This window comes from Streptomyces sp. KM273126, assembly GCF_004337435.2.
GTDB classification, from domain to species: domain Bacteria; phylum Actinomycetota; class Actinomycetes; order Streptomycetales; family Streptomycetaceae; genus Streptomyces; species Streptomyces acidicola.
This window is the reverse complement of sequence record NZ_SJXB02000001.1, coordinates 1,256,559-1,273,981: the sequence shown is the minus strand read 5'-3', so window position 1 is coordinate 1,273,981 and position 17,423 is coordinate 1,256,559. Positions and strand designations below refer to the sequence as shown.

Sequence of the window (17,423 nt, the reverse complement as noted above, 5' to 3'; positions counted from 1 at the left end):
GCCGTGGCGTGGCGGCACGCGGCGGCACGAGTGAGGCTGGAAGGGCAGTGAGGGACGGCGGGGCGGAGATCTTCTGGAGGTGCTCATGACTGGTGCGGACGGGCGTCGGCCGATCGTTGTGGGCGTCGACCCCGATCCTTCGAAGCGGCTGGCACTGGCCTGGGCCGCCGACGAAGCGGATCGACGTGGCCTGCCGCTGCGGCTGGTCCATGCCCAGGGCACGCCGACCCGTGGATACCGGTCGGGGGAGGCACGCTCGTCCTGGGAGGGGTGGAACCGGGCGCTGCACGACCTGGGCGACCAGGTGCTCAAGGAGGCGGTTGCCTTCGTCGAGTCCCGGCAGCCGACGGTGGAGATGTCGACGCTGCTGGCGGAGGGAGAGCCGGCATGGGTCCTGCATGAGGAGGCGCGGGGCGCGGCCCTGGTAGTGGTGGGCTCCTGGCACCTGAGCAGACGGGGTGAGATGTTTTCCTCCGCCTCGGTGGCACTCCCGCTCTCCGCCCATGCTCCCTGCCCGGTCGTGGTCGTACCGGAGCCGGAGCACATCACCCAGCAGCCCCCGTACTTCGTGGTCGGCGTCGACGGCAGCCCGCATTCGGCCGCGGCGGTGGACGTGGCGTTCGAGGAGGCGGCCCTGCGCGGAGCGGTCCTGCGCGCCCTGTACGTGTGGCATCCACCGCGCCTCGGCACCCTGGACGAGGACGCCGCAGTGCTGGAGTGCCGCCGTGTGCTGTCCGAGACAGTCGCGGGCCGCACCGCGACCCACCCGGACGTGGAACTGCACCACGAAGTCGTCCGCGGCCACCCGGTGAAGGCCCTGACGGAAGCCTCGGAACACGCCCTGGGCCTGGTCGTGGGAACCCGGGGGCGCGGAGGATTCACGGGCATGCTGCTGGGCTCCGTGAGCCAGGGAGTACTGCACCACGCCCGCTGCCCCGTCATCACGGTCCCGGTGTGAGCCTGCGAACGGCCTGGGCCTCTGCACGGGAGGGCCTGGGATCCGATGTGCTGCCAGCCCTGGTCCTTGACGTGGGGCGGATCCTCTTCCTCGGCGGCATCCAGGCGGTCTGCGAGCGCCGTCTTCGTGACCGAACAGGAGATCCATGCGGCGTTCCAGTGAGCCGCCTTTCACAGGAGGGGCACGCGGAACGGTCACCGTCCAGCCGCCCGGGCGGCCCAGCGCCGGCGGACGGTGTCCTCGTGCTCGGCCTGCTCCAGTGCCAGGTCGGCCTGGCCGAGCGCCTCCCGCAGGCGGGGGATCCAGTGGCGCCGCAGGGAACGGACCCTGTGCCGGGTGCTGACGACCTCCGCGCCCACCAGCTCGGTGGCGGCGTGCGCGGCCGCGTACTCGGCGGCGGCACGCACCGCATGGCCGTAGGCCGCTTCGGCGTGCACGAGGGCCGTGTTGGTGGGAGCGGCGGCGGAGGGCGGACGGGCGGGTACGGTCAGGGAGACCGCCGCCGGGTGGCGTACCCCCATCGAGACGGTCCAGCGAACCGTGACCTCGGCCGGGCCGATGCCCGCGGCGGCCGAGTCGAGGGCCTGTTGGCCGCCCAGGAGCAGTCCTCGCAGTAGCCAGCTCTCGGCTTCCGACAGCAGGTTCCGCCAGGTGCGGGCGGCTGCCTCCTCCGCGTGCAGCAGCCGCTGGTGCTCGGAGCGCAGGATGCGGAGCTTGTGTTCCAGCAGGTCGGCTCCGCGCTCGGCGACATCGAGGCTGTGCCGCAGCCGTAGCCGTCCAGCGCGACCGGGCGGCGTACGACGAGCGCCGGTCATCGGGACGTCTCCCTGTCGAGACCGCCGAGATTGCCGAGACCGTCGGGGTGGCCGGGATCGTCGAGGTTCGCCCCGTGGGCGTCGAGGAGGCGGGCGGGGAGCATGGAGAGCTGGCTGCGGGGCAGGGTGAGCAGAGCTCGCCAGCCGCGTTCCAGTGAGGCGTCGAGGCCGCGTGGTTCGTCGCTGCGCTGGTCGATGAAGTCCCGCAGGAACGCCTCGTCGAAGTCGAGGTAGCGGCGGTCGGTGGGGCTCAGCGCCGCCTGGCCGACCAGGTCCGCGAGATCGCGGACCTGCCGGGCCCGGGCTAGTGCGGCCAGTAGCTGGGCGGCGACGTCGAGGTGGTCGTCGCGGGTACGGCCCGGACCGGCGCCCTTGCGCATCAGCCGGGAGAGGGAGGACAGGGCGTCCAGCGGCGGGTACACGCCCCGCGCGTGCGTCTCGGGCGAGAGCACGATCTGGCCCTCGGTGATGTAACCGGTCAGGTCCGGCACGGGGTGGGTGATGTCCCCCGCGGGCATGGTGAGCACCGGCAGCACGGTGACGGAGCCGGGACGGCCCCGGAGGCGTCCGCAGCGTTCGTACAGCGAGGCCAGGTCGCTGTACAGATAGCCGGGGTAGGCGCGACGGGCGGGGATCTCTCCGCGGGCGGCGGAGACCTCGCGCAGGGCTTCGGCGTACGTGGTCATGTCGGTCATCACCACGAGAACGTGCCGTGCCTCGGTGAAGGCGAGGTGTTCGGCGACGGTGAGCGCGATGCGCGGGGTGAGGATCCGTTCGATCACCGGGTTGTCGGCGGTGTTCAGCAGCAGGACAAGTTCTCCGGCCGCGGACCGTTCCTCCAGGGCGTCCCGTACGAAGGAGGCGTCGGCGTGGGTCAGCCCCATGCCCGCGAAGACGACGCTGAACGCCTCTCCTGCGGCGGTGGCCTGCGCGGCGATCTGGGCGGCCAGTTCCAGATGCGGCAGCCCGGCCACGGAGAACACCGGCAGCTTCTGTCCCCGCACCAGCGTGGTCAGGGCGTCGACGGCCCCGACACCGGTGAGCACCGGTTCGGACGGCGGTTCGCGTCGCACCGGGTTGATGGGGGCGCCGCCCACGTCGGCGGTGTGGGAGCCGAGGACGGGCGGGCCGCCGTCGAGGGGCTCGCCGCGGCCGTTGCAGACGCGGCCGAGCCAGTCCGTGCCGACCGGGACCCGCAGCGGGCTGCCCGTGAACGCCGCCCGGACGCCCTCCGGGTCCATGCCCGCGGTGCCCTCCAGCACTTGCACCACCGCCATGTCGCGGTCGGCGTCCAGGACCACGCCGTGGCGCCGTTCGCCCGACGCGAGGGTGATGCGTACGTATTCGTCCCAGCCGATCCCCGAGACGCCTTCGACGATGGCGAGCGGCCCACGGAGTTCGCGGACCGACGTGTACTCGATCGCACCGGACAGGCTCATGGATCCTGACGGGTTCATGGCTGCACCGCTCCCAGTCGGGCGAGCATGGCGTCCCGCCGCGCCGCCACCCCGGCGGTGTCGTGCGGGCCGGTGTCCTCGCGGGCGCGCAGGAGCGGACCGAAGTCGACCTCCTCGACCGAGGCCGCCGGGACGCCGGAGTCCGCCAGTTGGTGACAGCGGTCGGCGACCGCGAGGACGGCGTCGGCCAGGGCGGCTGTTTTCTCCGGGCCGCAGTACGCGTCCCGCTCGGACAGTGCGCTCTGCTGCAGGACGCCCTCGCGGACCAGCCTCCCCGCCAGCACGCTCATCCGCTCCCGCGCGGGCAGGGCCGCGATGCCGATCAGGTCCACCAGATCGGCCAGCCGGTCGGCCTCCGCCAGCACCGCTCCCACCCGGCCGCGGCGCTGGGCCCACGCCGGGTCTCCGGCCGCCCGGTGTCCCGCGGCCAGAGCGGGTACGTCCCGGGAGAAGGACCCCGTCCAGGAGAGGGCCGGGTAGTGGCGGGCGTATGCGAGGTCGCGGTCGAGGGTCCACAGACAGCGGACGAAGCGTTCGGTGTGTGCGGTCACCGGTTCCGTCATGTCCCCGCCGGGCGGGGACACCGCGCCGATCACGGTCACCGATCCCCGTTCGCCGCCAAGGGTGGTCACGGCGGCGGCCCGCTCGTAGAAGGCCGCGATGGCGGAGGCGAGTCCGGCCGGATAGCCCTCCTCGGCCGGCAGCGCGCCGGTACGGGACGCGAACTCGCGCAGCGCCTCGGCCCACCGGGAGGTCGAGTCGGCGATGACCACCACGTCCAGGCCCATGTCCCGGAAGTACTCGGCGACCGTCACCCCCGTGTGGACGCTCGCCTCACGCGCCATCATCGGCATGTTGGAGGTGTTGGCGATCGTTACGGTGCGGTCCGCGAGGCGCCCGCCCGTCCGCGGGTCCTGAAGCTCCGACAGTTCGGTGATGACGTCGGCCATCTCGTTGCCGCGCTCCCCGCAGCCGACGTAGACGATGACGTCGGCATCGCACCACTTGGCGATCTGCTGCAGCAGTACGGTCTTGCCGGTGCCGAAGCCACCGGGCACAGCCACCGTGCTGCCCCGGGCCACAGGGAAGAGCAGGTCGATCACCCGCTGGCCGGTGTTCAGTGCCTCGTGACTGTCGACCCGCTCCCGCACCGGGCGTGGCTGACGCACCGGCCACCGGGCGCCGACCGTCACCTCGGTCCCATCTACCACGGCCACCACTGCGTCCCGAGGGAGGTCCCCGACGACGGCGATCTCCTGGACCGCGCCCCGGCATCCGGGTGGCACGAGGACTTTCACCGGCACCGGTCGGGCGCCGCGGATCTCCCCGAGCGTCTGCCCCTCGTCCACCTGCTCGTCCTGAGCCACCAAGGGGGAGAAGGACCAGGTGCGTTCCTCTGCCGCGGCTCGCTGCACGCCGGGCAGCAGCCAGTCGCCGGCCCCGGACAGGGGGCGCAGCAGGCCGTCGAAGATCCCGCCGAGCAGTTCTGGACCGAGCCGCACCGACAGCGGACGGCCCTGGGGCAGCGCCGTGTTGCCGGGAGCGAGGCCGCCGGTGTACTCGTATGCCTGGACGGTGACCACGTCACCGCTGATGGCCACGACCTCGCCGGGCAGTCCGGCCGGGCCGATCGAGACCAGGTCGTACATCGCGATGCCGCCCGTGTACTCCATTTCGACCAGCGGCCCGGTGACACGCAGGATCCGGGAGACCGGCTGCCGGGCAGCCGGTCGTCGATGAGTCCCAGAGGCTTCCGTCACGGCTCCCACAGGCTTCGTATCTCCCCTCCCATGCGGTCCAGCGCGTGGTCGGCCAGCGAGGTGAGCGAGAGGTCGACCTGCTTTCCCGGCGCCCGGCCCACCACACCTCCGTCGGCGTGCTCGCTCACCTCGGCGGCGGGACCCAGCAGGACATGGGCGCGCTGCTCCAGCCGCTCCCGCACGGAGGCGTAACCGTCGGTCCGGCGCAGCTCCCGGACCCGTTCGGCGGCCTCGTGGCGCAGTTCTTCGTACGCCCCCCGGCGGGCGGCGAGTGTGCGGGACCTGGCCTGCCGCCGGGCCCTGACGAGGAGGTCGCGGGCAGCGTCCGCGCCGTCGGCCTCGCCCTGCCGCCGGGCCTCGTCGAGGATCGCGCGGGCCTCGGCGTGGGCCCTGTCGAGCCGGGCGGCGGTCTCCCGCTCCGTGCGGGCCAGGAGCGCTTCAGCGTCGGCGTGAGCGGCCCGCAGCAGGCCCGCCCGGACCGGGTGGAGCGCGTCCGTCGTCTGGTCGGGGGCCGGGGTCGTCATGGCGGCATCACGGCGGTCAGCGGGCGTCGGCCCCCGGGTGCCACGAGGTCCGGGCGCAGCGCCTCGGCCGCGGCAGGGGTGAGGATCACCAGGTCGATGCCGTCCGGCAGGCTGCGCCAGAGGCGGCGTACGGCGTCGGGGTCGTCGGCGAGGAGGACGACGGCTCCGGCCAGGGCCAGACCGGCCACACGGTTCCGTTCGCCGAGGGCGGCGACGCGGCCCATGATCAGGCCTTCCCGATGAGGATGACCGCGACGACCAGCCCGTAGATGGCGATGCCCTCCGCCAGGCCGACGATGACCATGGCGCGGCCGAAGAGTTCGGGCCGTTCGCTGAGCGCCGCGAGGGCGGCCGCACCGGTGTAGGCGACGGCGATTCCCGCCCCGATCGTCGCCCCGGCCACCGCGATCGCGGCACCGATCAGGGCGGCGGAGCCGGAGCCGGGGTCCCGTGCCGCCGTGGTCGCGGCCTGCGCGGTTCCTCCGCCGAGCGCCAGGGTCAGCACCACGGTGGCCGCCACCAGCAGCACGGCGTCGGCGGCGACCATCCACCACAGGGCCGTCCGGCCCGAGCGTCGCAGCACAAGGCGTACGACGACGAATCCCGCCACGATGACGGGCAGGGCCAAGAACCAGGTGATCACGATTGCTCCTCCCTCACCGGGTCATGTCGGACGGCCTCCGTCTCTGCGGGCGGCCCGGCGTCGAGGGCCGGTCCCGTGAGGTGTTGCACGGGCAGATACCACGGCTTGAAGGGGCGGCCCTCGCCCTCGAAGAGCCGGGAGAACAGTTCGTAGAACTCCAGCCGCAGCGCCTGGACGCCCGCCACCAGCGCCTCCAGCGAGAAGGCCAGGGCATTGCCGAGCAGGAAGACGAATGCCGCCGCGACGACGCCCACCGGGCCCCGGCCCGCCAGAGCTGTCGTGCCGTCCCAGACGATCGCGCCGAGCGCCGCATGGGTCAGGCCGAAGGCCGCGAGGCGGGCGAAGGACACGACGTTGGAGCCGATCCGGACCAGCGAGTCGAAGACCTGGATACCGGTCTGCACGGCACCGCCCGGACCGCCCGCCGTGGCCCCGTACAGCCCCACCCCGGCCAACACCAGACCGACCGCCGCGATCACGGCGCCCACAACCGCGTACACCACCTGACCGAGCCACACATACCCGGCGACGACGGTGAGACCGAGGTAGAGCGCCGCGCCGGCGATCCCGGTCGTCGCGTACAGGGCCGCCGTCGGTCCGCCCTCCCGCCACCGGTTCACGATCCCCGCGGCATAGGCCACGGCCAGCAGCACGGCGCCGAGCCCGACGGCGGCGGCCAGCAGCCGCAGGGGCTCCTCCAGTGGTTCCAGCCACAGCACGGGCAGCACCCCGGTCGGGCCGAAGAACTCGCCGTACGCGGCTCCGGCCAGGGTGGCGGCCAGCCCGGCCCCGGCGATGAAGGGCCACAGCGGGCGCAGCGCCGCCAGTCGGCGCGGCCGGCCCGCCCGCAGCAGGAGCGCGATGGCGATCAGGAGCAGCCCGTGTCCGGCGTCACCGAACATCAGGCCGAACATCACCACGTAGACGATCCCGGCCGGCACGGTGGGGTCGAGGTCCGCGTAGGGCACGGTCCCGTAGGTCGTGACCAGGGGCGTGAAGGAGCGGCGCACGGTCCTCGCCGCGTACCCAGCAGGCACCGCGTCTGCTCCGGTCAGCAGGGTCGGCGGATCGACACCGCGCGGGGCCCGCAGCGGCACCAACGCGCCCCCGGCCCCGGCGATGCGCGCAGCCATGGAGCCCACCTCCGTCTCGGGGCACCAGCCGGCCAGCGCCGCGACCTCACCGTGCCGGACCGCGCTGCCGAGCCGTTCCTCCAACTGCGCCTCGCCCGCCAGCAGGTCCGTGCGGCCCTCGTGCTCCAGGGCGTCCAGGTCGGGGGGAGCCTCACTGAGAACCGGTCGCGTCGGCTCGGCGCGCAGCCGCTGCAGGCGCGTCGCCGCCGGCCCACGGACATCCGGCCCGCCGTCCCCGGCCAGGTCGATCTCGACACAGCCTGCCTCGGCGATCCGCACCAGGCTCTCCCGCAGCGCCTGCTCGGGGGCCACAACGGCCACCCGGCGCATCCGGACCGGGACGGCCGCCTCAGCCCGGAGCATCGAGCACCTCCACGGGCCAGTCCCCGGGGCCACCGCCCCGGGCGGCCAGTTCCAGCGCACCGCGGGTCCGCCATGCGTCGACGGACAGCAACGCCACGGCCCCGACCACCGGCTGCGGACCGAACCGGGACCGGCGCAGCAGTTCCTGGCCGTCCCGCTCGACCGCACCCCACCACCGTGCCTCCGCCCGCCACAGATCCGCCGCCTCGTCGACGTCGTCCAGCAGCCACCTCGCGGTGACCGGCAGCGCCTGCCGGAACTCGGCGTACGACCCCGCTGCCACCGCACGCGGGCCGAGCAGGCGCGCTACCCGGCGGACGGAGACGTCCGGCATCCGACGGCCGACGACGAACACCTCACGGCCGAACAACAGGGCGAGCCGGGCCGTGGCCCAGCGCACCGCGTCGGGAACGGTGGTGGCGAGCCGTACGGCGGCGGAGACCCGCATGCCGGTGGCGACCGCGGCCGGGGAGTCGCCCCCGGGGTCGCCCCAGGCGGAGGCCGCGAGGGCCGTACGCAGTTCCGACGGCGTACGGGTGCGGGCGAGCCGTGGCCAGGCGAGCCCCAGCGCGCCCAGGTGGTAGGGCAGGGGGTTGAGGCGCCCCGAGTCCTGCTGCCGCGGGTCGGGCCCCGCCCGGCCGGAGGGCTCGGCCGAGAGGGAACGCAGATGGTGCCCGGTGTTGGAGATCTCGAATCCGGCGGCGAGCGCCCGGATGGCGTCGGCGCCGGTGGCCGGCTGCCAGCCGGCGAGGACCCTCAGATGCCAGAGCAGGGTCGCCGAGACCGCACGCTGGGCCTCGGCCGGGGTGGCGCCAGGGGTGACGTCGTGCCGGTATGCGGTGGCCGCCAAGTAGCGCAGGGCGTCGTCCAAAGACCGGAATCCGGCCACGTTGCGGACGCCGTCCGCGCCCAGGCATCTGGTTCGCAGGGCCCGTGCCCGGGTCACACCGGCCACCCATCCGGCGCCCATCAGGGATCACCCTCCCAGCGCCTTCCGCGGCCCGGAGCCTCCTGAGGCGCCGGTTCGGGTGGCGATCCCTCCTCCGCCGCGAGGTCCTCCAGCACCAGTGCGAGCACACGGTCGGCGAGCGGGTTCGTCCGGGTCCTGGCGCGGTCGCGTACAGCGGTCGCCTCCCGTTCAGCCGCGGCGCGCAGTGTCGCCGCCTCGCTCTCGGCGGCACGCAGCACCTGCTCGGCGGCGTCTGCTCGTATCCGGCGGGCCTCCTCACGTGCCTCGGCCACGATTGCCTCTGCCTGCCGTTCGGCTTCCTGCCGGTGTGACGCGGCGGTGTCGGCGGCCCGCTCGCGTACGGTCCGGGCTTCCGTCTCGGCCTGTTCGAGCAGGGCCAGGGGCGGTGCGAGTTCCGCGCGGAGTTCGGCGGAGCGGTCCCCGGGGACACCACCGGGTGCGGCACGGCCGGGCGAGACCGCCGGCCGGAACCGTGTCAGAAAGTCCCGGAAACCCGCCACGAACTCTCCTACAGGTCGGTCCAAGACCCTGCTTTCAGTCTCCCCCTGGCGCGTTTCCCAGTCTCTACGGTGGACGGGGACCTGTCGCGTCGCGCTGGGCCGACCGTCCCGCAGCCGGGGGCGTTCGCCCGGAGGCCACCCCACTGGATCGATGCGAGACTGACCCCGTAGGCGGACGGCGTCCCTTGGGAGGCGGCCGTGAGCGACTTCGACCACAGGTCTACGGAGAAGGAGGCCCGCAGCACCGCGCCGAGCCGACCCTCGACACCGCAGGAAGAACCGCGCCAGGACGCGCTGCGCCGCTACCTCGCGGCGGTCGCCACCGCAGCGTCGGCGAGGAGCGCCGAGAAGTCCGAGCCCGTTGCCGGAAGGGAAGGGACCGAGCCCCCTGCCAGTGCCGCGCACACGCCCTCCGCCCAGGTACCGGCCGTACTCCGCGTGCGGGACGTCATGCAGGTTCCGGCAGCCTCCGTCCCCGGCGACATGCCGTTCGCTGACGTGGCCCACGCCCTCGCTCGCGAGCAGGTGAACGCCGTACCGGTGGTCGACGCCGACGACCATGTGATCGGTGTCGTCTCGGAGTCGGATCTGCTGGCCAAGGCCGCCGTCATGGCGGAGCCGCACCGGCACGGAGCTGTCGGCAGGCTGTGGCAGCGCCGGCTGTACGACAAGAGCCACGGCGACACGGCGGCCACGCTGATGACCTTCCCGCCCGTCACCGTTCATCCGGCGGAGCGAGTGGCGGACGCCGCGTGGACCGCCGCTCACGCGCGGTTGAGGCGGCTCCCGGTGACCGACCATCGCGGACGGCTCGTCGGTGTGGTGAGCCGACGCGATCTGCTGCGGGCCCTGATCCGCGATGACGCCGAGATCCGGGCCGAGGTCGAGTCCCTGGTCGGTCAGCACCTGCTGGATCCGCGCGTCGTGCAAGTCACCGTGGAGAACGGCGTGGTGACGGTGACGGGGAAACTGGACAAGGCTCCTGTCCCCGAACTGCTCGCATCGGTGCGGGACATCGACGACGTGGCCGACGTCGTCGACCACACCGAAGCGGTCTGAGCCGTAGTCGTCCACAGAGTGCACATCACACCGTGTGGGCGACGAGGAAGTCGGCGCAGCCCGCCAGTGTGGCGAGCCGGGGTGTGTCCTCGTCCTCGATGCGGATGCCGGACCGTTCGCTGAGGACCTCGACGAAACTCAGGAAATCCAGCGAGTCCATCTCCAGCACGTCGCGGAACGCGTCGTCCGGTCCCAGACCGGCGACGTCGGCGCCGGGAATGACGCGGGAGATCGACTCCCTGACCATGGCCAGTGCATCGGTTCGGTTCATGTTCACAGTTGCTCCGGGTTTTGCAGGAGGCGGGAAACCACCGTGAGGTAGCGGGCACCGACGGCACCGTCCGTCGCCCGGTGGTCGGCCGAGAGGGTCGCCGTGACCACGGGCCGCACGCCCAGCAGGCCGTCGACGGCGCACGGCCGGTCGACCACGCGCCCGAAACCGACCAGGGCCACTTGCGGCGGGTAGATCACACCGAAGATCGTCTCCACCCCTTGATCGCCGAGGTTGGTGACCGTGATCGTGGCGTCGGACACCTCGGACCCGCGCAGCCTGCCCAAACGGGCTCTGGTGACCACGTCCTTCAGGGCCGTCATCAACTGCGGGAGCGCCAGAGTGTCGGCATGATGCAGCGCCGGGGCAACGAGCCCGCCGCCGCGCAGGGACACGGCCACACCGAGGTGTACGCCCTCGCCTGCCGTGAAGTGGTCATCGGTCCAGAAGCCGTTGAGCTCGGGGACTGTCCGGGCCGCCAGGGCCGCCGCCTTGAGCAGCAGGGCCGCGGGGAGCAGCCGTTCACCGACCGGGCTGCGCCGGTTGTGCTCGTGCAGCCAGTCCATCGCGGCGGCCATGTCCACGGTGGTGGACAGGTAGTAGTGGGGGATGTCCCGGTTGGCGTGTGTCATCAGGCCGGCTATCGCCTGGCGCATGGCCGCAGCCCGGTCTTCGGACGGGCCTTCGGTAGAAGGCCGTGCAGCGGAAGGACGTACCGGGGTGGCGCCCGCGCCCGCGGGCCGTGCGGGGGCCGACGGGCCCGGGGCTGCATGGCGGACGTCCGTGGCCCGGACGGCCGACGCCCTGCCCGTCCCCGTCACAGTGGTCAGGTCGACGCCCAGTTCGGCGGCGAGCCTCCGGGCGAGAGGGGTGGCCCGCACGCGAGGTGGCCGAGCAGCGGCTCGGGCAGCCGCCGCTTCCTCGACGTCGGTCCGGGTGACGCGCCCTCCGGGGCCGGAGCCGTGCAGCGTCTTCAGGTCGACGCCGCTCTGTTCCGCGAGATGGCGGACCAAGGGGACCGCCTCGATGTGGTCGGGCTGCCGAGCGGCGGTCGGTGCCGACACCGGCACTGGTGCGGGTTCGGGGGGTGGGGAAGGGGGCTCGGAGGGCTCGCCCTTCTTCGGTACATGGCGGATCGGTCGTCGCTCCTCTGCCTTCTCCTCTCCGTCCGGGGGCTCGGGTTTCCTGACCTTCGCCGGTTTCCGGGGTTTGTGTGGCTTCTCCGCCCCTTGCGGTTTCCCGGGTTTCTCCGCCGTCGGCCCGATCAGCGCGAGCGGCGTGCCCACTGGCACCGTCGTGCCGGGCTCGACGAGCAGATTCGCCATGGTCCCGGTTTCGAAGCACTCCACCTCGATCGTCGACTTGGCGGTTTCGACGACCGCGACCGGATCGCCCTTGTGGACCGGGTCGCCGGGCGCCACCAGCCATTCCAGGAGCGTGCCCTCGTCCATGTCCGCGCCGAGGGACGGCATGGTGAACTCGGTCATGATCAGTCCACCGCCCGGTGGGCGGCCGCGACGATGTCGGCGGTCTGTGGCAGGGCGGCCTCCTCCAGCCGCCGCGCGTACGGCATGGGCACCTCCGCGCTGCACACCCGCTCGACGGGTGCGTCCAGTTCGTAGAACGACCCTTCGGCGATGCGGGCGGACACCTCGGCCGCGAGGCTTCCCGTGCGCCATGCCTCGTCAATAACCACTGCCCGGTGGGTACTTGCCACGGAGGCGGTGATGGCCGCGTCGTCGAGAGGGCGGAGCGTGCGCAGGTCGATCACTTCGGCGCGGATGCCCTCGGCGGCCAGTTCGTCCGCTGCCGCGAGGGTCTTGGGCAGCGAACCGCCGTACGTGATCAGGGAGATGTCGGTGCCGGGACGGCGGATCGCGGCATGGCCCAGGTCCATGGCTTCGGTGGGCGGGAGGAGTTCGCCGGAGACGTTGTAGAGGCTTCCGTGCTCGAAGATCAGTACGGGGTCGGGGTCGGCGAGTGCGGGGGCCAGCATGTGGCGTGCGTCCTCCAGTGTGGCCGGGGCGAGGACGCGGATGCCGGGGATGTGCGCGTACCAGCCTTCCAGGCTGTGCGAGTGCTGGGCGGCGAGCTGCCGTCCGGCGCCCGTGGTCATGCGGATGACCAGCGGTACGGGCAGCTGGCCGCCCGACATGTGCAGCAGGGTGGCGGCGTTGTTGAGGATCTGGTCCAGGGCGAGCAGGCTGAAGTTGACGGTCATGATCTCGACGATGGGCCGCATCCCGGCCAGGGCGGCGCCGATGCCGGCGCCCACGAACGCGGACTCCGACAGCGGGGTGTCGCGGACGCGTTCGGGGCCGAACTCCTCCAGCAGACCGAGGCTGACGCCGAAGCATCCGCCGTACCGGCCGACGTCCTCGCCCATGAGGAAGACTCGGTCGTCGGAGCGCAGGGCCTCCCGGAGGGCCTCGCGCATCGCCTCCCGGTAGGTCGTCTTCGTCTCCTGTGTTCCGCCGCCGCCCACGGTCAACGCACCGCCTCCGCCGAGGAACTCGTGACGTGGTGGAGCAGGTGCTCGACCGGCTCCTCGGGTGCCTGTTCGGCCGCTTCGACGGCGTGGTCGACCTCGGCGGTGATCCGCTGCTCGATCCGGGCCACATCGTCGTCGCCCAGCTCGCTGTTCTCGCGCATACGGTTCGTGAGAAGGCTGATCGGATCCCGGGACTTCCACTGCTCGATCTCCCCCTTCTCGCGATACCGGTCCGGGTCGTACATCGAGTGAGCCCGGAAGCGGTAGGTGCGCAGCTCCAGGAAGTGCGGTCCGGTGCCGGCCCGGATCCCCTCCACGGCCCGGCGGGCGGCCTGCTCGACGGCCTCGACGTCCATGCCGTCCACGGCCCAGGCGACCATGCCGTAGGAGGCGGCACGCATCGCCAGGTCGGTCTGTGCCTCGTGCCGCTCCAGCGCCGTGCCCATGGCGTAGAGATTGTTCTCGCAGATGAGAAGCAGAGGCAGCTTCCACAAGGCCGCCAGGTTCGCGGTCTCGTGGAACTCGCCCTCGGCGAAGGCCCCGTCGCCGAAGAAACAGCAGGTGACACGGGACTGTCCGCGCATGTGGTCGGCGAGGGCGAGCCCGGCCGCCAAGGGGAGCCCGCCGGCGACGATCGCGTTGCCGCCGTAGAAGTGGCGGCTCGCGTCGAACAGGTGCATCGATCCGCCCCGGCCGCCGCTGCACCCGGTCGTCCTGCCGTACATCTCGGCCATGACCGCCTCCGCGGTGATCCCGCGGGCCAGTGCGTGGCCGTGCTCTCGGTAGGTGGAGACCACCGCGTCCTCGGGTGTCAGCGCTTCGTTGACGCCGACGGCGACGGCTTCCTCGCCGATGTACAGGTGGACGAAGCCGCGGATCTTGGCGGCGCTGTACAGTTCGACGCACCGCTCCTCGAAGCGCCGGATGCGCAGCATGGCCTCCAGCAGATCCATCCTGTGCACGGCGTCCGGTCCAGCGGCCGGAACCCTTGTCGTCGGGCTCCTCGCGCTCCTCGTCTTCTTCTTCGTCGTGGTCTTCTTCGCGGCCGTTCTGGCGGTTTTCTGGGGTGCCGGGGCCTTCCTGGTGCGGGTGGGGCGGGCCAGACTCATGAGGATCCCTCCAACGTCGACAAGTCGCCGGTGGGCAGACCGAGTTCGCGTGCACGCAGCAGGCGGCGCATGACCTTGCCGCTGCGGGTCTTGGGCAGGTTCTGGTCGAAGGCGATCTCCCGGGGCGCGACGGCCGGGCCGAGCCGACGACGGGCGAAGGCCAGCAGCTCGCGCTCCAGGCCCCCGGTCGCCTCGACGCCGGGGCGCAGCGACACGAACGCCTTGACGACGTTCCCGGCGACCGGATCGGGACGGCCGATCACCCCGGCCTCCGCGACCGCCGCGTGCTCCATCAGCGCGCTCTCGACTTCGAACGGGCCGATCAGATGCCCCGCCGACTTGATCACGTCGTCGGCGCGTCCCACGAACCAGTACCAGCCGTCCGCATCCCGCTTGACCAGATCGCCGGTCAGGTACCAGCCATCGGCGAAAGCAGCCTCGTAACGCTCCTTGTCGTGCAGATAGCCGCGGAACATCGACGGCCAGCCCGGCCGCAAGGCCAACTCGCCCTCCGCATCCGGGCTGTCCACCTCCGTCACCCTGCCGTCGGTGACCATCGCCCGGCCGTCCTCACCCTGCTTCAGCACGGTCGCCTCGACCCCCGGCAGCGGCCGTCCCATGGAGCCGGGCCGGATCTCGCAGGCCGCGAAGTTCGCGATCATGATGGAGCCGGTCTCGGTCTGCCACCAGTTGTCGTGGACCGGCAGGCCCAGGACCTCCTGGCCCCACACCACGGCCTCCGGGTTGAGGGGCTCGCCGACGGAGGCGATGAACCGCAGGGCAGACAGGTCGTAGGAGCGCGGCAGATCGTACGGGCCCTCGCGCGGCGTGGCACGCATCAACATCCGCAGGGCCGTTGGCGCGGTGTACCAGACGCTGACCCGCTGCTCGCCGAGGATCCGGTACCAGCGCCGGGCGTCGTAGTCGCCCTCGTCGACGACCACCGTGACGCCGTGCGCGAGCGGGGCGACGATGCCGTACGACATGCCGGTGACCCAGCCGGGGTCGGCGGTGCACCAGTACACGTCCTCGGGGTTCAGGTCAAGCGCGTACCCGGCCGTGGCGTAGTGGGCCACGACCGCTTCGTGGACGTGGATGGCGCCCTTGGGGGTGCCGGTCGTTCCGCTGGTGAAGTGCAGCAGCGCCATGTCCTCCGGCGAGGTCGGCGGGATGGTGAACGCGTCCGGGGCAGCGGACATCAGCTCGTCGAACGAGAGCGTGCCGGCAAGCTCCTCGGCACCGGGCCCGACGATGAGGACGTCTTCGAGGACGGGGAGCGACGCCCGCCGGTCGGCGACCTTGCGCTGGTACAGAGCCGCCGTGGTCACCAGTACGCGGGCGTCGCCGAGCCGCAGTCGCTGTTCCACCGGGTCCGGGCCGAACGCGGAGAACAGCGGGCACAGGACGCTGGTGTTCTTCAGCGTGCCGAGCACCGCCGTATAGAGCTCGGGACAGCGGCCGAGCAGGGTGAACACCCGGTCCCCGTGGCCGACGCCAAGTGACCGCAGGACGTTCGCGAAGCGGGCCGTACGGCGAGCCAGTTCCCCATACGTGACGGTGGCGACGGAGTCGTCCCGGGCGACGCACCGCAACGCGGCCTTGTCCGCATGGTCCGACGCCGCGTGCCGGTCGACCGCCTCGTGGGCCATGTTGAGCCCGCCGCCGGGCAGTCCGGCAAGTGAGGTGCGCGCCTGCGACCACGTGAAGGCGGAGCGGGCCCGGTCGTAGCCGATGAGACGGGGAAGGACGATCGGTGCGGTGTCTTTGTGGATGGTTTCCCAGTGCATGGGCACTCCTCCCGGCACTGCCCCCGATCTCCAGAGTCGCCGAGCCCAGTCCTGGCCGCATGTCGGTCGCGGGACAGGGCACGGCCCGCCCGGACGGGCCGCGGCATTCTGCCGACACTGATGGAGCCGGGGCCGCCCGCTTCTTGCGGGCCCGAATTGCACGGTGCGCGGTTTCGCTCTGCTTCGCCGTGTCTCCTGATGGCCCTCGGCTCACTTCCATACCACCGCAGTTCGTGGGCGGGTTGTAGGGCCGGACGGCCCTGGCAGACGGACCGGACGGCCCGTTCGCGCTCCTGCAGGCCGGGCGGATCACTCGCGGTGCAGCACGACTTTCAGGGCTCCGGTGGCGGGGCCGTGGGAGAAGACCTGGTAGGCGTCCTCGATTTGACTGAGACCGAAGGTGTGGGTGACGAGCTGGGTGATGCACAGGCGTCCGGAGGTCACCAGGTCGAGCAGCCAGGGGGTGGAGGAGGTGTCGACCTGGCCGGTGCTGATCGTCACGTTCTTGCGCCACAGTGCTTCCAGATGCAGTGTGGCCGACTTTCCGTGCGTGCCGATGTTGGCGATGTGCCCACCCGAGCGTACGACCCGTGTGCACAGGGCGAAGCTCTCCGGGTCTCCGGCGGCCTCGATGACCACCTCGGCGCCGGGGCCGTCGGCGAGATCGGCGATCAACCGTCCGGGAACTTCGGCGGAGTCCGCTCCCAGGCGGTGGGCAGCTTCCAGCCGGGCGGAGGACAGGTCCACCGCGATGATTCTGCGTGGCGAGTAGATCCGGGCGATGATGACCGCGGCGAGTCCGACAGGACCGGCGCCCACGACCACGACGGTGTCTCCCGGGCCCACGTGTCCGTTCCGCACGCCGACCTCATAGGCGGTAGGGAGGACTTCGGCGAGCAGTACGGCGTCCTCGAGCGCCAGACTGGCGGGCCACCGCCGGGTGGAGTAGTCGGCGAAGGGTACCCGTACGAACTCGGCCTGTGTTCCGTTGATCAGGTTCCCGAGGATCCAGCCCCCGCCGCCGTGGCACTGTCCGAACATGCTGTCCCGGCAGAACCGGCAGCGGCCGCAGGCCGAGACGGACGACACGATCACCCGATCCCCGGGGGCGATGGAGCGGACCTCGCGGCCGGTTTCCACCACCTCGCCGACCGCCTCGTGGCCGAGGACCGTTCCTGGCTTCACCTCCGGCAGGTCTCCGCGCCGGATGTGCAGGTCAGTACCGCAGATCGTGGTGCCGTCGACACGCACGATCGCGTCGGCCGGGTCCTCGATCGCCGGATCCGTGACCGTGTCCCAGGAGATCTGTTCGGTGCCGTGGTAGACGAGGGCTCGCATGGTCACCCACTCCCTGGCTGACTCGGCCGGCTCTCTCCACCGTCGCTCTGGAAGGAGGCCCGGGCAACCGAGACCAGTAGCCCGTTGGACTCCTCAGGACCGTCCGGAACGCGCGTAGGTGTTCGGCGCGCTGCGGGTCGTCCCACTCGTACACGCCGCGGTGGTGATCCTGCTCGTCGTCGGCCAGCCACAGCTTCGAGGAGAAATAGGGGAGGCCGACGAACAGCGAGGTGTAGCAGGTTCTC

Annotated in this window: 17 protein-coding genes; 2 read left to right on the top strand and 15 right to left on the bottom strand. The window is 72.1% G+C overall.

Annotated features, from left to right (window positions below; genetic code table 11):
* Window positions 1-85: 85 nt before the first annotated feature.
* A complete protein-coding gene (locus E0500_RS05425; RefSeq protein WP_131562593.1) occupies window positions 86-958 on the top strand; it encodes a universal stress protein in 873 nt (290 codons plus the stop codon).
* A 194-nt stretch (window positions 959-1,152) separates the two neighbouring features.
* On the opposite strand, the gene E0500_RS05420 is transcribed toward E0500_RS05425, so the two are convergent.
* Genes E0500_RS05420 through E0500_RS05380 form a run of 9 tightly spaced genes read right to left on the bottom strand, consistent with a single transcriptional unit; the run spans window position 1,153 to window position 9,123 of the window.
* On the bottom strand, window positions 1,153-1,773 hold the full coding sequence (locus tag E0500_RS05420; RefSeq protein ID WP_181586882.1) for a V-type ATP synthase subunit D: 621 nt from the start codon (window positions 1,771-1,773) through the stop codon (window positions 1,153-1,155).
* Window positions 1,770-3,212, bottom strand: coding sequence for a V-type ATP synthase subunit B (locus E0500_RS05415; RefSeq protein ID WP_131562595.1), 1,443 nt, complete (start codon window positions 3,210-3,212; stop codon window positions 1,770-1,772). Before E0500_RS05415 ends, E0500_RS05420 begins: the two co-directional genes overlap by 4 nt.
* Window positions 3,213-3,226: 14 nt before the next feature.
* On the bottom strand, window positions 3,227-4,990 hold the full coding sequence (locus tag E0500_RS05410; protein WP_309504965.1) for a V-type ATP synthase subunit A: 1,764 nt from the start codon (window positions 4,988-4,990) through the stop codon (window positions 3,227-3,229).
* Window positions 4,987-5,514, bottom strand: coding sequence for a V-type ATP synthase subunit E (locus E0500_RS05405; protein WP_131562600.1), 528 nt, complete (start codon window positions 5,512-5,514; stop codon window positions 4,987-4,989). Before E0500_RS05405 ends, E0500_RS05410 begins: the two co-directional genes overlap by 4 nt.
* The gene (locus tag E0500_RS05400) at window positions 5,511-5,738 is read right to left on the bottom strand and encodes a hypothetical protein (RefSeq protein ID WP_258572631.1); all 228 of its coding nucleotides are present in this window, start codon (window positions 5,736-5,738) and stop codon (window positions 5,511-5,513) included. Before E0500_RS05400 ends, E0500_RS05405 begins: the two co-directional genes overlap by 4 nt.
* Before the next feature lie 2 nt (window positions 5,739-5,740).
* Complete coding sequence (locus E0500_RS05395; protein ID WP_131562602.1) at window positions 5,741-6,157, bottom strand: ATP synthase subunit C; 417 nt, start codon at window positions 6,155-6,157, stop codon at window positions 5,741-5,743.
* Window positions 6,154-7,653: a V-type ATPase 116kDa subunit family protein gene (locus tag E0500_RS05390; protein WP_181586881.1), complete on the bottom strand. Its 1,500-nt coding sequence runs from the start codon at window positions 7,651-7,653 to the stop codon at window positions 6,154-6,156. Before E0500_RS05390 ends, E0500_RS05395 begins: the two co-directional genes overlap by 4 nt.
* The gene (locus E0500_RS05385) at window positions 7,640-8,623 is read right to left on the bottom strand and encodes a V-type ATPase subunit (RefSeq protein WP_131562604.1); all 984 of its coding nucleotides are present in this window, start codon (window positions 8,621-8,623) and stop codon (window positions 7,640-7,642) included. The genes E0500_RS05390 and E0500_RS05385 overlap by 14 nt, the downstream gene beginning before the upstream one ends.
* Window positions 8,623-9,123, bottom strand: a complete 501-nt coding sequence (locus tag E0500_RS05380; RefSeq protein ID WP_131562606.1) for a hypothetical protein — start codon at window positions 9,121-9,123, stop codon at window positions 8,623-8,625. The genes E0500_RS05385 and E0500_RS05380 overlap by 1 nt, the downstream gene beginning before the upstream one ends.
* Window positions 9,124-9,321: 198 nt before the next feature.
* Between E0500_RS05380 and E0500_RS05375 the strand changes: the two genes are divergently transcribed.
* Entirely contained in the window at window positions 9,322-10,182 is an 861-nt protein-coding gene (locus E0500_RS05375) for a CBS domain-containing protein (RefSeq protein WP_131562609.1), read from the top strand.
* A 25-nt stretch (window positions 10,183-10,207) separates the two neighbouring features.
* On the opposite strand, the gene E0500_RS05370 is transcribed toward E0500_RS05375, so the two are convergent.
* From E0500_RS05370 to E0500_RS05345, 6 genes are all read right to left on the bottom strand, one after another.
* Window positions 10,208-10,453 (bottom strand): acyl carrier protein, encoded by a 246-nt coding sequence (locus tag E0500_RS05370; RefSeq protein ID WP_131562611.1) that lies wholly within the window; start codon window positions 10,451-10,453, stop codon window positions 10,208-10,210.
* A 2-nt stretch (window positions 10,454-10,455) separates the two neighbouring features.
* Entirely contained in the window at window positions 10,456-11,940 is a 1,485-nt protein-coding gene (locus tag E0500_RS05365; RefSeq protein WP_131562613.1) for a 2-oxo acid dehydrogenase subunit E2, read from the bottom strand.
* A 2-nt stretch (window positions 11,941-11,942) separates the two neighbouring features.
* Window positions 11,943-12,938: an alpha-ketoacid dehydrogenase subunit beta gene (locus E0500_RS05360; protein ID WP_131562678.1), complete on the bottom strand. Its 996-nt coding sequence runs from the start codon at window positions 12,936-12,938 to the stop codon at window positions 11,943-11,945.
* 2 nt (window positions 12,939-12,940) lie between these two features.
* Window positions 12,941-14,053 (bottom strand): pyruvate dehydrogenase (acetyl-transferring) E1 component subunit alpha, encoded by a 1,113-nt coding sequence (pdhA, locus tag E0500_RS05355; protein WP_131562615.1) that lies wholly within the window; start codon window positions 14,051-14,053, stop codon window positions 12,941-12,943.
* Window positions 14,050-15,840: an acetate--CoA ligase gene (gene acsA / locus E0500_RS05350; protein ID WP_131562617.1), complete on the bottom strand. Its 1,791-nt coding sequence runs from the start codon at window positions 15,838-15,840 to the stop codon at window positions 14,050-14,052. Before acsA ends, pdhA begins: the two co-directional genes overlap by 4 nt.
* 309 nt (window positions 15,841-16,149) lie before the next feature.
* Window positions 16,150-17,178 carry an alcohol dehydrogenase catalytic domain-containing protein gene (locus E0500_RS05345; protein WP_131562619.1) on the bottom strand — a complete coding sequence of 343 codons (1,029 nt, stop codon included), beginning with the start codon at window positions 17,176-17,178 and terminating at the stop codon, window positions 16,150-16,152.
* Window positions 17,179-17,423: the final 245 nt, after the last annotated feature.